The sequence below is a fragment of the Pilimelia columellifera subsp. columellifera genome, assembly GCF_039532605.1.
Classification (GTDB): Bacteria; Actinomycetota; Actinomycetes; order Mycobacteriales; family Micromonosporaceae; genus Pilimelia; species Pilimelia columellifera.
In genome coordinates this window covers 1-13,817 of record NZ_BAAARY010000032.1, presented here as the reverse complement: position 1 = coordinate 13,817, position 13,817 = coordinate 1, and the positions used below count along the sequence as shown (strand labels likewise).

16 protein-coding genes are annotated in these 13,817 nt (G+C 69.1%); 11 read left to right on the top strand and 5 right to left on the bottom strand.

The genetic code is table 11. The features are described 5' to 3' along the window. Positions 1-137: 137 nt before the first annotated feature. The 3 genes from ABD287_RS17415 to ABD287_RS17405 all read right to left on the bottom strand — a co-directional run bounded on the left by ABD287_RS17415 (position 138) and on the right by ABD287_RS17405 (position 4,285). A complete protein-coding gene (locus tag ABD287_RS17415) occupies positions 138-1,994 on the bottom strand; it encodes a hypothetical protein (RefSeq protein ID WP_344174448.1) in 1,857 nt (618 codons plus the stop codon). A 513-nt stretch (positions 1,995-2,507) separates the two neighbouring features. Continuing rightward, the gene (locus tag ABD287_RS17410) at positions 2,508-3,437 is read right to left on the bottom strand and encodes a protein phosphatase 2C domain-containing protein (protein ID WP_486352064.1); all 930 of its coding nucleotides are present in this window, start codon (positions 3,435-3,437) and stop codon (positions 2,508-2,510) included. Further along, positions 3,437-4,285: a sigma-70 family RNA polymerase sigma factor gene (locus tag ABD287_RS17405; RefSeq protein ID WP_344174444.1), complete on the bottom strand. Its 849-nt coding sequence runs from the start codon at positions 4,283-4,285 to the stop codon at positions 3,437-3,439. Before ABD287_RS17405 ends, ABD287_RS17410 begins: the two co-directional genes overlap by 1 nt. A 204-nt stretch (positions 4,286-4,489) precedes the next feature. Here ABD287_RS17405 and ABD287_RS17400 point away from each other — a divergent pair, with 204 nt between their 5' ends. From ABD287_RS17400 to ABD287_RS17350, 11 genes are all read left to right on the top strand, one after another. Next, complete coding sequence (locus ABD287_RS17400) at positions 4,490-4,786, top strand: hypothetical protein (RefSeq protein WP_344174441.1); 297 nt, start codon at positions 4,490-4,492, stop codon at positions 4,784-4,786. Then, positions 4,783-5,232: a hypothetical protein gene (locus ABD287_RS17395; RefSeq protein ID WP_344174438.1), complete on the top strand. Its 450-nt coding sequence runs from the start codon at positions 4,783-4,785 to the stop codon at positions 5,230-5,232. Before ABD287_RS17400 ends, ABD287_RS17395 begins: the two co-directional genes overlap by 4 nt. Beyond that, positions 5,229-5,558: a WhiB family transcriptional regulator gene (locus ABD287_RS17390; protein ID WP_344174435.1), complete on the top strand. Its 330-nt coding sequence runs from the start codon at positions 5,229-5,231 to the stop codon at positions 5,556-5,558. Before ABD287_RS17395 ends, ABD287_RS17390 begins: the two co-directional genes overlap by 4 nt. Next, positions 5,555-5,947, top strand: coding sequence for a hypothetical protein (locus ABD287_RS17385; RefSeq protein ID WP_344174432.1), 393 nt, complete (start codon positions 5,555-5,557; stop codon positions 5,945-5,947). The genes ABD287_RS17390 and ABD287_RS17385 overlap by 4 nt, the downstream gene beginning before the upstream one ends. Further along, positions 5,944-7,515: a coiled-coil domain-containing protein gene (locus ABD287_RS17380; protein WP_344174429.1), complete on the top strand. Its 1,572-nt coding sequence runs from the start codon at positions 5,944-5,946 to the stop codon at positions 7,513-7,515. Before ABD287_RS17385 ends, ABD287_RS17380 begins: the two co-directional genes overlap by 4 nt. A gap of 11 nt (positions 7,516-7,526) precedes the next feature. Then, positions 7,527-7,694 (top strand): hypothetical protein, encoded by a 168-nt coding sequence (locus ABD287_RS17375; RefSeq protein ID WP_344174426.1) that lies wholly within the window; start codon positions 7,527-7,529, stop codon positions 7,692-7,694. A gap of 199 nt (positions 7,695-7,893) precedes the next feature. After that, positions 7,894-8,190 carry a hypothetical protein gene (locus tag ABD287_RS17370; RefSeq protein ID WP_344174424.1) on the top strand — a complete coding sequence of 99 codons (297 nt, stop codon included), beginning with the start codon at positions 7,894-7,896 and terminating at the stop codon, positions 8,188-8,190. Between the two features lie 17 nt (positions 8,191-8,207). Next, entirely contained in the window at positions 8,208-8,666 is a 459-nt protein-coding gene (locus ABD287_RS17365) for a hypothetical protein (RefSeq protein WP_344174422.1), read from the top strand. After that, positions 8,663-9,688 (top strand): hypothetical protein, encoded by a 1,026-nt coding sequence (locus ABD287_RS17360; protein WP_425565659.1) that lies wholly within the window; start codon positions 8,663-8,665, stop codon positions 9,686-9,688. The genes ABD287_RS17365 and ABD287_RS17360 overlap by 4 nt, the downstream gene beginning before the upstream one ends. A 105-nt stretch (positions 9,689-9,793) precedes the next feature. Continuing rightward, the gene (locus ABD287_RS17355; protein WP_344174420.1) at positions 9,794-11,752 is read left to right on the top strand and encodes a type IV secretory system conjugative DNA transfer family protein; all 1,959 of its coding nucleotides are present in this window, start codon (positions 9,794-9,796) and stop codon (positions 11,750-11,752) included. Between the two features lie 48 nt (positions 11,753-11,800). Beyond that, complete coding sequence (locus ABD287_RS17350) at positions 11,801-12,436, top strand: hypothetical protein (RefSeq protein ID WP_344174418.1); 636 nt, start codon at positions 11,801-11,803, stop codon at positions 12,434-12,436. Between the two features lie 426 nt (positions 12,437-12,862). On the opposite strand, the gene ABD287_RS17345 is transcribed toward ABD287_RS17350, so the two are convergent. Both ABD287_RS17345 and ABD287_RS17340 read right to left on the bottom strand, forming a co-directional pair. After that, complete coding sequence (locus ABD287_RS17345) at positions 12,863-13,297, bottom strand: MobC domain-containing protein (RefSeq protein WP_344174415.1); 435 nt, start codon at positions 13,295-13,297, stop codon at positions 12,863-12,865. Between the two features lie 254 nt (positions 13,298-13,551). Continuing rightward, complete coding sequence (locus tag ABD287_RS17340) at positions 13,552-13,782, bottom strand: hypothetical protein (protein WP_344174413.1); 231 nt, start codon at positions 13,780-13,782, stop codon at positions 13,552-13,554. Positions 13,783-13,817: the final 35 nt, after the last annotated feature.

The window sequence follows — 13,817 nt, the reverse complement described above, 5'->3', positions numbered from 1 at the left end:
GGCGACGCCGACACCAACACCGAGCCCGAAAAGCCCACTACCGACGCCGCGAGACCGCCGAGTTGATCACGTAACCGAAAAGTACGGCTGTCGTACTAGTAGCTGGATAGGGCCAACTACGCACCGAAACCAGCAGGTCACGGGGCCGTACGTCGGGCTGCGATGGCGGCCAGGGCGGCGCGGGCGGCCGCGCGTCCTGCTCCGGTAGCGGCCGTGGCCACTGCGGCCTGCCGGTCCCACTCGACCCGCCGGGCGGCCATGCTTGCGGCGGTTGCGGCGCGCTCGTTGACGGCGGCCGCGCGGCTGGCGGCGGTGTGGGCGGCGCAGGGCAGGGGTGGCTTGGCGGCGTTGAGTGCCCGGTTGATGAGGGCGATGAGGTACCGCAGGGGCGAGTGGGAGCGGCCGCGCTCGTACACCATTACGCCGACGTGGGCCTGGACGTAGCGCACGAGGTCGTCGGCGCTCCAGTCCTGGCTCAACCGTGCCCCGAGTACGGCCGCGACCTGGGCCAGCGGCACGTCGTACAGGAACTCCCACCGTTCGCGCAGCGTGCGGGCCAGGGGGAACGCCCATCCCGCCCATGCTGGTGCCCGGCGCCGTGCCCGTGACGGACGGCTCTGCCACTGGTCCGTCCTAGGACGTTGTGCGGGTAGTGATCCACTCCACCCACCCCGGCCACTTCGTTCAGTCGATGAGCGCGAAGCGCGTTTGTGTTCTTGACCTGTTCCCCGGCCGCGGCGCGGCCGCCCGGCAGGCCCGGTCAGCGTGAGTTGATTTCCGGGGGAGAAGAACAAACCCAGGTACGGACAGGAACTTAAGTTCTCACCTTTAGTCACCATGTGGGGGTCATCTTTATTGCTTAGGTGTTTGGCCTGGTCACGGGCGGTCTGGGCGGTCGTTGGGGTGTGCTGTCCGGTTCGCTGGGCCCGCCGGTCGGCGGCGGCTACGCCCTGCTGGGCGGGCGTCGCGGGCATCTGCACACCGGCGGCCCGCTCGGCGTGGTCGGCCTTGGCGCGGGCGTCGGCGAGCAGGGCCTGGTGCTCGTCGACGAGCACCCCGGCGTACTCCAGCAACTCAGCCAGCACCCGCAACGCCTGCGGGACACGCGGCAGGTAGGCGGCAGGGTCGGCGCGTTGCAACGGCCGCAGGTCGTACACGCTGCGCCGGTTCCACCGGCCGGTGGCCACACGCTCAGCACGGCTACACCGGCCACCGGCCACCGTGCGGTGCGCCCAACCCACCGCCACCGCATGCGCCCAACCCCGGGTGACCACAGCGGTGCCGCACCCGGCCAGCATCGCGGTGCGCTCCAACCCGGCCATGCTGCGCCGGCCGGATCGCCAGTCAGCGTCTACGGCCATCACCGCCGCTACGGCCGGGAACTTCGACGGCCGACCCGGCCCACCGACAGCGCCGGCCTCGGCACGGGCACGGTGGTGACGGGCCAGGAAATCAGCCAGGAGGAACACCGCCCGCGCCTGCGGACCGGCAGTGACCGTCCCGCCGTCGTCGATGTCGACTTGGTCCAGACACGCGGCCAGCCGATCCCGCCACGCCCGCACCGCGGCCAACTGCCTCTCAGCACAGGTGACCGCGCCCAGGGCCCGCAGCCGGGCGTCGTCCAGCTCGGCCTGCCGGGCCGCGTTGCGGGCGGCGGCGGCTTGGTCGGCCTCGAACTGCGCGCGGGCCACCGCCAACCAGTCATAACCGCACAGCCAACAAGAGGCGGGGGAGTCGTGACGGCCGCACGCTTGGCAGGCCATCTGCTCGCGCAGCTCGTCCAGCACGCTGGCGTGCTCCCACAACTGCGCGTGCTCGGCCCGCCGCTGCTCGCCGTCCCAGCAGGGCAGACACAACGGCCGCGGGTCACCGGCGACCCGGTACGACACACCCATACGCGGGCGGGGAACGCCAGCGGCCAGGCACGCCGCGCACGACTCCTGCTGACCCGTGGCATACCGGGCGCGATGCTCGGCGCCCACCCGCAACGCCACCTGGCCACCACGACTCGCAACCAAATGCGCCGGACACTCATCAGCACCCACCACCGCCAGACCAGCCAAACCCCGCTGCGAGCAGGGAATGCAGTGGCCCGAACCCGAACGCGCAACCCGGCCAGACGACACGGATAGCCACGTCGGCGGCGCTGACAAGGCGGTCACTAGCCGCCCCCGATCGAGGGATAGCGCTGCCATACACGCTGATCAGCGCGGCCATTCCCACGCCGGAAACCGCCCAACGCCACGGCGCGCTGGAGCCCTGAGCTGGGGCGACCCCACGGACAACCGTCGGGGAAAGGAACGGGCGTGGGCACGCTGCTCAACACGCGCAATCGGCATGCGCGCAGCACTGCACACACCCGGGAGGTGGGTGCTATCGTTTCCTCCACAGGCGTTGAACTACAACTGGATACGCGGAACCCCCCGCACCCACCAGGTGCGACATGTTCCGAGCACTGGAGCCCTACTCCCGATCTCGCCGCCAAGCAAAGATCTCGGGTTGTGGGGCTAAATGCTGTCTATAGGCCCTCCAAGGTCACGTCTGGGCTGATCGTACGCCGTTCCCTCTGCGCCAGCCGTCCCCGACGCGCGCGGCGTTCCAACAGCTACGGGAACGCGTGGTGGTCCGATGTAGATGACGGTGGCATCATCGCTCGTCTTGTAACGAGCCCATATCGCACCCTTCGCGTCTGCCTGATCCGCTTCGCGCACCCGGTGGATGAGCCTCGCTGCGCCGGCTGCTGCCAGGTCGAGGAGATCGGGCCAGTTCATAAGCTTGTAGGGGTCGACCAGGCGAGCGGCACCGTCGCTGAGTACAGCTGCCCGTCGCAGCCGCCCAGTTGGAAGCTCGCCGGTCAGCGCATGATCCGCCGCGTTGGGATCCGCAGAGGCGATCCAGTAGCCCCCGGCGCGGTTACGCACCAATCTCTGAGCGGCGATGAGCCGTTCGACGCTTTCCCGGTGTTCCGGTGTGCCGACTTGATGAAGCGCGATATCGGCCTTCTCTCGAGTAGCGACCCGGTCGACACTCTTATCGCTAATGGCCTGAACACCGGCAACTAGGTCGTCAATGACAACGACCGAGTCAGCGAGTAATAGATATTCCCACGCGCCTTTGTGATCGTTATTGCGCAGAATCGCTACCGTGGATGATGGTGTGCCTAAATGCGTTAGATCGCAGGTACGAGCATGCCTCTGCGCCACCATATCGATGGCAGAGCGCAAAGCCTCTTTTAAAGACGTTTCATCGTTTACGAGCTGACTGCACAAGCAACCGCCGAGCTGGGCAACGAACCACTTTGTACCATGATGACACCCGTTGTCCTCGTTGGGCGACGAGAGTCCATCAAGCACTACGGCAAACGTGGGACCTGCGGCGGCCCAATCCTCGTTTTGGCCAGAGTCGCCTGGGGCGGTAGCAGAGCTGAGCTGCCACATCATCCATCAGTCCTGTAGTAAGGGGCTACGCGCCTAGACTCAGTAATCTCACGGGTCGCGGCGTCGTAAACGCACCGAATTACGGTCGAGAACCGCTTATTTCGGTTCTCCTTGTATACCTCAGGGAGATTCTCCGTCAAAAAATGGATCACTCCTGCGGCACCTACGGCGTGGATGCCAGCTATGTAGAGAAAGGTTCCCTTTCCGTCGAGCCTGGGCAACCGTCCGAGGTATGCAAAGTCGCCGCACTGGTTGTGGTCCATAGGGGACCTGAACTCTTGACCGGTACCCCGGTCTGTCAGGTACCAGCCCTGAGCGTCCTTTTGGAAGACGATATTCGGATCAGACGCCAAAAGTTGCGCGATCAACGGCGACAATCGAGGCCCGCAGATGACAACTAGGTTGTCCCGGTTCAGATCGACGAAGCCCGGCGGATGAATGACTTCGTAACGCGTTTCTAGACCAAATGAGCGCGCGAGAGCGGCGAGATGTTCGTAGGCGTGAAAGTCTTCCTGAGCGACCACAGGGGCCGGGATCTGCTTGTCGGCCTCCCGCTTAGCGCCGAAGGCGACAGTTAACGCGGCACCAGCCCCGCTGGCGAAGAAGGCCCGCTCACTTCGTGGCCCAGAGTTCAGGATCTGGCCTACCCGCGCACGGGTGACACCGAGAAGCTTGCCTAGCTGTGGCTGAGTCTGCCCTTGGGTGACCAGCTCTTCAAGGGCCTCGCGGCGGATACGTGACAGCTCCACGACCGCGGCTTGGTGCCCGCCCACCAGCTCATGTGCGCGGACCGCTCGAACCTCGGGGTCGGGCAGGTCGCACAGCGCCTTGAGCTCCTCGTCGTTCACAGGATCACCATAGCGCCCCGATACGCCGGTTGCGCAACCTCCCTTGCCCAGACTGCTTGACATGTATAGACCTCTTGCCTACGGTCGTTGCTGAGCGGCAAGCACTCTTGCCAAGAGCACTTGTGCTCAGACAGGAGCGAGGCCCGGTGCTGTCACACCAGGCCTCGCTGGATCGGGTCACTCACCTGAGAGGAGCACTGACCCATGTTCATCATCCCGAAGCTTCGGCCAGTCCGTAGAACGGCCTGGCAACTGCCCATCGACCAGGAACTCAGCCAGATCACTGATCCGGCTGAGCGAGCACTCCACGCCAGCGAGGTACTGGCTGAGCTGCGTCGTGCGACCAAGGAAGTCCTTGGGATCCGCACGGCGACCGTGAAGGAACTTCGCTTCGTCCAGAAACTCGCAGCGCCGGCGGTCGCCGCGCTTTGCGGCCTGAGCAAGCAGCGCGTGCACCAGCTCGCAGCTCAGGGTTCACCCGTCCAGGCGGTGGCGGCGTGAGCCCCCGGGCTGCGGTTATGCGCCGCACACACGCTGCTCCTGCTGATCTGACGTTCGCCGCTGGTCGGGTGTGCCCGATCGACGGCGCTGCTCTGACGGTGACTCGCCGGGGGTGGAATTGCCCGGACTGCCTGGCCGGGTGGAACTACCAGGGACGACGTGGTCGGTGGCTGGCCGACGACGTGATGGTTATAGCTGAGGCGTTCGACGTGGTCGCACCTGCGGCGACCCCGGCACGCCGTCCGGGTTTGCGTCCGGCGGAGTGGGCGGCGGTCGTGGCCCTGGTCGGGTCGGCGACGGTGGTGGCCGGTTACACCATGGGCGCTGCGCGCCGGGGCGAGCAGCTGCCGGTGCCCGATTCCGTGTTGTACGCGGTGGCGGCGCTGATCCTGCTGGTCGGCGCGGTGGCGATCACCCTCGACGTTCGTCGCGGGGGTGTCCGGTGAAGACCGCGACCGCGACTGCTACCCCGATTGAGCAGCAGCCGATCCGGGTCTTGTCGGATCTGGTGGCTGAGCAGGGCAAATGCGTCGGCGCTGGTGTGAACGCCGAGAACGACCCGTGGTTCCCGGTCACCCAGCTGCCCGGCGAGCTGGAGGCGCAGGCCCGTCTGGCGTGCTCCGGTTGCCCGGTCGTGGCCTCGTGCCTGGAGATGACGCTGCGCATGGAGCAGGGTCTACGCCGCATGGAGGTCGAGGGCTTGTTCGGCGCCCGCGCCCCACACGAGCGGATCGCGTTGCTGCGGGCCCGCCGCGGCGGTGGCGCCCGATGAGCGGCTACGAAATCCCGGACGCGCATGTGGCCCTGGCGGTCGCCGAGCAGCGGCGCCTGGGGTTGCCGGTCTGCCCGCTGACCACCGACGCCGACACCACGGCGGCCGCCGAGTCGCCGAGCACGGATGCGCAGTACGAGCGGCTCGTCGAGGACCTGGAGCGACGCCTGACGGCGGCTGAGGCCAGCAACCAGAACCTGATGGCGGCGTTGATCGGCGCCGGTGACGCCGAGGTCCGCTGGGACCGCAAGCTCGACGAGCTGGGCCGGCGCCAAGACCAGATGGTCAAAGCGCTGGATCAGCTGGCCAGAGCCGCCAGGCTGCACGTCACCCCGCCCCCGGCGCGCTCCTGGTGGCGGCGTGCGTTCACCGGCGGTGGTATCCGATGACCGCCGCCGTGCAGGACCAGGCGGTGAAGGAGACGACGTCGGGCTGGTCGACCGAGCGGGTCGAGTCGACGCTGCTGGTCGGCATCCTCGTCCCGATCGTGGGTGCGTCGATGGCGGCGGCGTTCACGCACATGCACGACTGGACGATGTCGCTGATGCCCGGCGCTGACGAGTGGTTCGGCTGGGCCAACGCCGTCATCTCCGAGCTGTTGATGTTCGCCGGGTTCCTGCTGCTGCGGCGTCGGATTCGCCGCAGCGAGCCCTACGGCGGCCCGCTGGGCGTGATGATCGGCGGCACCGCTCTGTCGCTGTGCGCGCAGATCCACTCCGTGGGCTGGGACGCCGAGTGGGACGCCATGCTGCTGGCTGCGTTGCCGGCGTTGGCGTTCATGGTCCTGATCAAACTGATCATGAAGGAGGTCGACAGCGCGAAGAAGAACGCCGCCGCGGCCGCCGCCGTGGAGGCGGCCCGCAAGGCGGAAACCGCCGACCGGATGAAGGCCCTGACCGCCGCGCAGGCGGAAATCCGGCAGGTGCGGCAGGCCTTGGCCGAGGCGGAAACCGGCGCGGTTCGGGAGGCGGAAACCGCCGCCGCGCAGGTCACCGAAGCGGAAACGGCGTACCGGGAGCAGGCGGAAAAAGTCGCCGTCCTGGAGGCGGAAATTTCCGCCGCCACGGCCGCGCATCAGGCGGAAATTTCCGCTGCTGCCGCAGGACACGAAGCGGAAATCGCCGCCCGGGTTTCCGCCCTGGACGCCGCCCAGCGGGAGCTGGCCGGGGTGCGCGACAGCGCGGCCGCGCACGCCGACGCGGCACGGCAGGCCCGGGCGGATGCGGAGCAGTCCCGGCGGGTGGCCGCGCAGGCCACTACCGCGGCGACTGGTTTGCAGACCGAGCTGGCTGAGGCCCGGCAGGCCACCGCGGCGGCGTTCGAGCAGCTGCGCGGTTACGCCGATACCGCAGGTCAGGCCAAGGACGCGGCCGCTCGGGCGGTCGCTGACGCCGCTACGGCCCGCCGGCACGCCACCGGCGTCCAGGCCGAGCTGGAGGCGGTGCGCGGCGAGCTTGGCCGCGCCCAGTCCGAGATCGGCGAGTACGCGGAGCGGGCGCGGCGGTTGCGCGCCGAGGCTGAGACCGCCCGGCAGGCCACCGCGCAAGCGGAAGCGCACCGGGGGCAAATCGAGGCCCACGCCCGCAAATTCGCCGAGCTGGCTGAGGCGGAAAACGGGCGCCTGAAAGCGGAAATCGGTGAGCTGCGCCGGGCCGCCCGCACCGCGGTCAAAGCGGAAATCGTCACCGTCGACGGCGAGACGGTTTCCGCCTCCCGGGCCCGGCGGCTGACCGCCGTCACCGCGCCGCTTCCGCTTCCGGCCGGTGTGCAGTTGCCGGTCGTCGAGAAGGTCCGACCGGAAACCGTCGCCGCTGTGGTCGCCGCCTGGCACGCCAACCCGGCCGCCACCCAGGGCGAGCTGGAAACGGCGACCGGCATTTCCGACCGCACGATCCGCAAAGTCCTCAAAGCCCTCAACCCCGACGGCGGCCCGCTGGCCATCGCCGCCGGCCAGTGAAGGAGCACCCGATGCCCAAAACCGAGCTAACCCAGCACGTTAAGGACATTCTCGACCGTTTCAAGGCCGCCCTGGCCGCCGGCGACGAGGGGGGCGTCAAGGCCGCCCTGGGCGACCTGGCCGTCATCGACGTGAGCGCGGCGGCGTCCCTGGCCTTCTACGCCGCGAGCAAGAGCTGACCGACCCCGAACCGCAGCGATTCAACACCGACCGAGGAGGTGACTTATGGGCGCTCAACCCGCAGATAACGATTACGGACAGTCGCGTAACGCGGCGAGTCTGGTCCGGCCGGCAGGGCGGGTCATTCGACTGCCCATCACGCAGTCAGAGGGCCAGACCACACCAGACCAGGATTCGGATCAAACACCTCAAATTGGGGTGGTCGAGTCTGGTCTGGAGTCCGGCACCAGACTCACGCTGCGTGACGTTCCGGGGGAGTGGGAGAGCGTCACGACGGTATGGACCGGCGCCCCCGAGCCGCTGCGCGTCCTGGTCGCCCGCGTCGCCGCGGCTAAGGCCGAGGACCGCACCCCGGGCGAGGTCGCGATGGCGTTCTGGGCGCTGGCTGTCATCGCCCCCCGGGCCGTTCTGCACCTGTTCTCGTGGCTGTTCACCCACCCCTTGCGTCTGCTGGCCGCTGTCGCTGTGACAGCGGTCCTGCTCGCGACCCTGTGAGATTGGAGGAAATCGACATGACTGCGGCATTCATCGTGTTGGGCGGGCTGGTCTACATCGGCTTGTCTCTGTACTTCGGTTTGACCCCGCGCCTGCGGGTGCTCCTGGGCCTGCTGGTCGGGTCGCTGCTAGCCGGCTGGGTCGCCACCGTCGTGACCACGTGGCTCGGCAAAGGCGCCGGTGTGTTGGCCGGGCCGGTAGGCCGGTTCGTGGGCCAACCGGCGTCGGCGACCGCCGCGGCGATCCCGACCGTGTTGGCCCTGGCCCTGGCCGTGGTCGTCATCGTGTTCCTACGCAGCGGCCGTAAAGCCGGCGCCGGCAAAAGCGGCGCCAAAGGCGGCGCCGGCAAGTCCAGCGCCGGCGGCGGGGGCCGGCGGGGCGGCGGGGCGTCAGCGCACGCCGCGTTGGGCTGCGCCGTGCTGCTGCCCCTGGTGGCCGCCAGCGTCGGCGACGCGATCCGGAGCGTGGCGTCGTGATGATCTGGGACGCCCTGCTGTGGCTGGTCATCGCCAAGTTCGCCGTGATGGTGTTCGACGACGCCATGGCCGCCGTCCGCGGCAAACAGTCGCCTCGCCTGGCTCAACGCGCCGCCGGCCGCAAAGCCGCCGGCGGGTCGGACGCCGGTCGGCGGATCGGGTCGGCGTTCGGCGACTACCTCGCCGGCGCCGCCGAGGACGCCGTCGCCGCCGCTCGTAGCTCCCGCCGGCAACGCAAAGCACGCCGCCGCGGCGAGCAGGCCATCGACGGGGTGCTGGTCACCCTCGACGAGGACGACAACCTGTTCTACGCCGACTGCGACCTATGCGGGTGGACCTCCCGCGGCTACCAAGTCCAGGTCAACGCTCACGCCGCCGGCGCCGAACACACCAACGCCCAGCACCCCGCCGACGACCAGGACGACCAGCAGGAGCAGCCCGCCGCCGCGCCGCAGCCAGCCAGCGGGCAGCGGGGGCCACGGCTGACCGTCATCTCCGGCGGCGCCGCGACCACCGCCGGGCCAGCCGCACCCGGCCAGCCAACCGCCGCCAACGACGGCCAGGACGACGACGCCGTCGCGGCCGCCAGCCACACCACTACCGACCCAGCCGGCGTCGACGGGCAGCCGGTCACCGACCCCACCGGCGGCCGCCCGGCCGCCGGAACCACCACCGCCAAGAAGGAGAACCTGATGAACCTGGAAGCCACTGGCCCCGAGGAGATCCGCGCCGCGTTCGCCACCGCCATCGAGACCACCAACGAACGGGCCGAGGAACTGTCCGGCGTCGCCGCCGTCCTGGGCGAGGCCGCCGACCGGTTCGAATCTTTGGAGATGGCCGCCTCCACCATCGGGCACCTGCGCGACGCCGCCGACCAGATGAACACCGCCCACAGCGCCCTACAGACCTCGGTCGAGGAGCTGGAGGCCGCCCTGGCCGACTTCAACGCCCGCGACGGGCACGTCGCCGAAACCGTCGCCGACGCCGGGAACCTGGCCTCCGCCGAAGTCCTGGTCGGCTAACCGCTGCTGCCACCGCCGTCGGGGGCGGGATGAGCCAACGTCCCGCCCCCGACCCCTGCCCAGCGCCAAGAAACCCCTGTCCAGCGCCAAGAAAGGGAGTGCCTGATGGCCACCACCACCGCGCAGCGGCCGGCCAAGACCAGCAACAACGACAGCACCGAACGTGAGCAGGGCTGGGGCACCCTGGGCCGGGCGTTCGCCGCCGGCATCGTGGCCATCGTCGTGGCCGCCGGGTGGGCGCTGCGCAGAACGTGGGCGCGGCTGGCACCGGCCTACTGGGCCGGCGCTGAGCTGGCCGTCGTCGCCGTCGCCTCATGGCTGCACCTGAAGTGGACCCTGGTCGGCCTGCTCGCCCTGACCGTCGCCGGCATCGCCGCCGGGTGGCCGGCCCGCAACACCGTCGTCCGGCTGTACCGGGCGCTGGTCGCCGGCGCGCTGGCCGTTTACGCCACCGCCACCGTCGCCGCCGGCCCCGACACCCTCACCGCCCACCCCACCCTGGCGGTGTTCGGGCCGTGCCTGCTGGCCGCCGTGCTCGGCTGGCCGTGGTGGCACCACCTACGCGGCCGCGCCAATGCGGTAGTCATCGCGGCGCCGCAGGCCGACCTGACCGCCCGGTGGGTGGCCCGCTGGCAGAACCAGATCCTGGCCCAAGCGCTGTGCGCCGGCACCCGCGTCGAGCAGGCCGTCCACCCCCGCCCCGGCGTCACCGAGCTGGTCATCCGCCTGGCCCCAGGGACCAAACGCAAACCGCTGCTGACCTCCGGCCCCGACATCGAGGTCGCCCTGGACCTCAACGACGGCTCCGTCGGCTGGCGGCGCACCCGCAAAGCCGCCGTCCTCCAACTGGCGATCGTCGAGCAGTCCTACATCGAACACGGCGTCGCCTGGACCGGCGCCACCTACACCGACGGCCGCGTCCAGCTGGCCACCTTCGCCGACGGCACCCCCGGCTGGTGGGTGCTACGCCGACCCAAGTTCGGCACCCTCAACGGCCTCATCGTCGGATCCTCCGGCGCCGGTAAGAGCCGCGCCCTGGGCGTGCTCATCGTCAACGCGACCGACGGAGACTTCGACGTCGTCATCGGCGACCCGCAAAACGGCCAGAGCCTACCGGCCTGGCAGGACTGCGTGGAGTACCACAGCGGCGTGAACGCGGTACGGCTGCTGCTGCTGCGCCTCTACAACGAGGTGCTGTACCGCTCCAAACTGCTGGCCGGCATCCGCCGGGACTTCTTCGACCCCGACGACCCGGAAATCGCCAAACTCGGTCTACGGCCACTGCTGGCCATCATCGACGAGTGCCACATGGTCCTCATCGCCCAGGACAAAGACCTGATCGCCCTGGTCGAGGAGCTGGTGGCCATCTGCCGCAAAACCGGCGTCGGCATCGTGTTCGCCACCCAAATCCCGCAGATGAAGTCGTTGGGCGGGTCCATCCGCATCCGCGACGCCCTCGTCGCCGGCAACTGCCTCATCATGCGGCTGTCCAACCGAGGCTCGGGCACGACCGTGTTGCCGGATGACTTCGTCGGCGACCCGTTCGCCCTACCCAAAGAGGTCACCGACGACGACGGCGAAGTGCGCACCACCGCCGGCATGGGCTACCTACGCGACGCCCCCCAGGTCGGAATGCTCTGCCGGGTGCCGCTGCTCGACGAGGACGCCGCCGCAGATGAGGTCACCTACCGGCCAGTGGACTGGCACGTCCCGCCGGTCGACGCCCAAACGCCCATACCCAAGCTCGGCAACGCCGCCACCGGCGCGACCCACACATCCGCGGCAGGGCCATCCGACGTCGCCTACGGCGCCGCCAGCCGGCTACGCGCCGCGTTCGGCATCAGCGCCAAACCCGTCACATCCGACGCCGAACCGCAGCCCAAGAACACCCCCGAATGGGTGCTGACCTGCCTGCGCCGCTCCCCCACCACCGCCCAAGCCCTACTCGACCGACCCGACTGCCCCGTCGCCAAAGCCCAGCTCTACGCCGTCCTGGACCGACTCGCCAAAACCAACCGCATCATGCGCCCCGAACAGAAAAACGGCGTCTACACCATCGCCTGACCCACCGCCTACGACCGAACACCACCCCCAGCGAAGGAGACCCCCGACATGTTCAGCCACCCCTACAACAACCAGCCCACCAACGACGACTGGCGGACCATCGCCACCGACATCACCACCGAAATCTGGCACGCCGCCCGCGACCGCGGCCGTGCCGCCACCGCCGCGCTCATCACCAGCGCCACCGCCGCCGTGGTGTTCGCCGGCTGGCTGATTTTCGCCCTGGTCAACACCGTCGCCGGTTGGCTCGGCGCCGCAGGACAGGCCACCGACGCCGGCGCCGGCCACGCCACCGACCTACTCGACCACCTCGGCCAGTTCGTGGCCGGGCCGCTGCTGCACACCATCACCGACCCCGTCCACTCCTACCTGCACACCCACACCGCCGGTCTGCCCATCACCGGCGGGCAAGCGTTCACCCTCTGGCTGGTCCTGACCGCGATCACCTGGACACGCGGCAGCCTGACCAACGCCCTGTCCGCCCGCATCGGCTGGGCCATCACCGGCACGCTGACCACCGCCGCCGTCTACGCCGGCACCACCGGCCCCGGTCAAGTCACCGCCGCCGCCATCACCGCCGCGGTGTGGGCGCTGCTGTCAGTCACCGTCTACACCACCTGGCCCGCCACCTGGCCCAGCATCCGCATCCACACCACCAACAGCACGGTCGACGTCGACGAGTAACCACAACCCGCAGCCGGCCCGCAATTGTCGGATCCGGCCGCTACCGTGCAACACCGCAGGGCCGCCCCAGTCATCGGGGCGGCCCTGCGGCATGTCACAGCCTCTCGTACTCCTCATCCAGGTCATCGACGACGAAATCGTGGTCATCGTCGAGCAGCTGCGCCAGGTCGTCCGGGTCGACCAGGACGTCGATCTCAGGTGCCAACATCGCGTCTCCTGCAAAGGGCGTACGGGGCAACGGTTTCCACACGCCACGGTAGACATCAACACCCCACCACGCCGGCCCGTTGGAATTGCAAGCCCTATTAGCGGTGTGTCGATCCTGGTAGGGGTCGAACACGCCCGCCAGCAGGCGTCCGCTGCGCCGGGCAGACCAGCGCGTGATCGGCTCGGCCGTCACTGACGGGCCAGCACGATGGTCTGGAATCAGCGGCGCCCGGGAAAGACCTCGACGACCTTGACAAGGGTGTGGTCAACGGCCGTGGTGACACGGCGGACGTAAGCCGCGATCTCCGCCAGTTGCTCCGGGGCAACGCCAGTGGAGTTGAACGCAGCGACGGCCTGGTTGAGGTTCGTGCAGGCTCCGCGCAACTGCCGGTGCACGCTCATCAGCTCACGCAACAGCTCGCGGACCTCGCCCAAGTCATCGCCCGGATGCGGGCGGATCGGGTCCAACGACGCCTCCGCGACGAACGTCGCGGTCGCCAACCGGGCACAGGCGGCAAGCGCCCTCACCTGAGCCAACTCGTCGGCCGAGTACGTCACCCGCACCACGTGCGGACGCCCATCAGCGGCGCGCTGCCGGCGCCGCCCAGTCACTGCGCCACGCACCGTGGCGCCGAACTTATCCTTACCGGCCATCAGCCACACCTCCTGGAGCGCAGCGACCGACGCCACGCCATGCGGCTAATGGGTATAACAGTCTTTAACTTGCTCCGCGCGCAGCGGGGCGGACTGGACGCGGCCACCGGCGCGAGATGTTGCGCGCCAGCTAAATGTCAGCGGGTACGCCGGGTACTTGTCAGTGGCTGCGCCAGGTAAATGTCAGTTGTTGAGCGACAGGTTGACGTCAGCGGTTTGGACAGGTTGATGTCAGCGGCCACGACAAGTTGATGTCAGCGGTGGTGGCGGTCGAGGCTGTAGCGGACGTCGTCGGCCGGTCGGGCGTGGTGGGGGCCGTTGTCGCTGACGATGTCTGGCCGCCGGCTGCTAATTAGGCCGTCGTGGACAGCGAGCAGCAGCACCGCCTCCACCTCGGCGTCGATGTGAACGCCGAGCTCCCCGCGATGCTGTGCCGCGCGCAGGATCTCCGCGAGCCAGGATGACGGTGGCGGGCCGGTGCGCACTTTCAGCCCAAAAGCGGGGCGTGCAGTCGGCTACG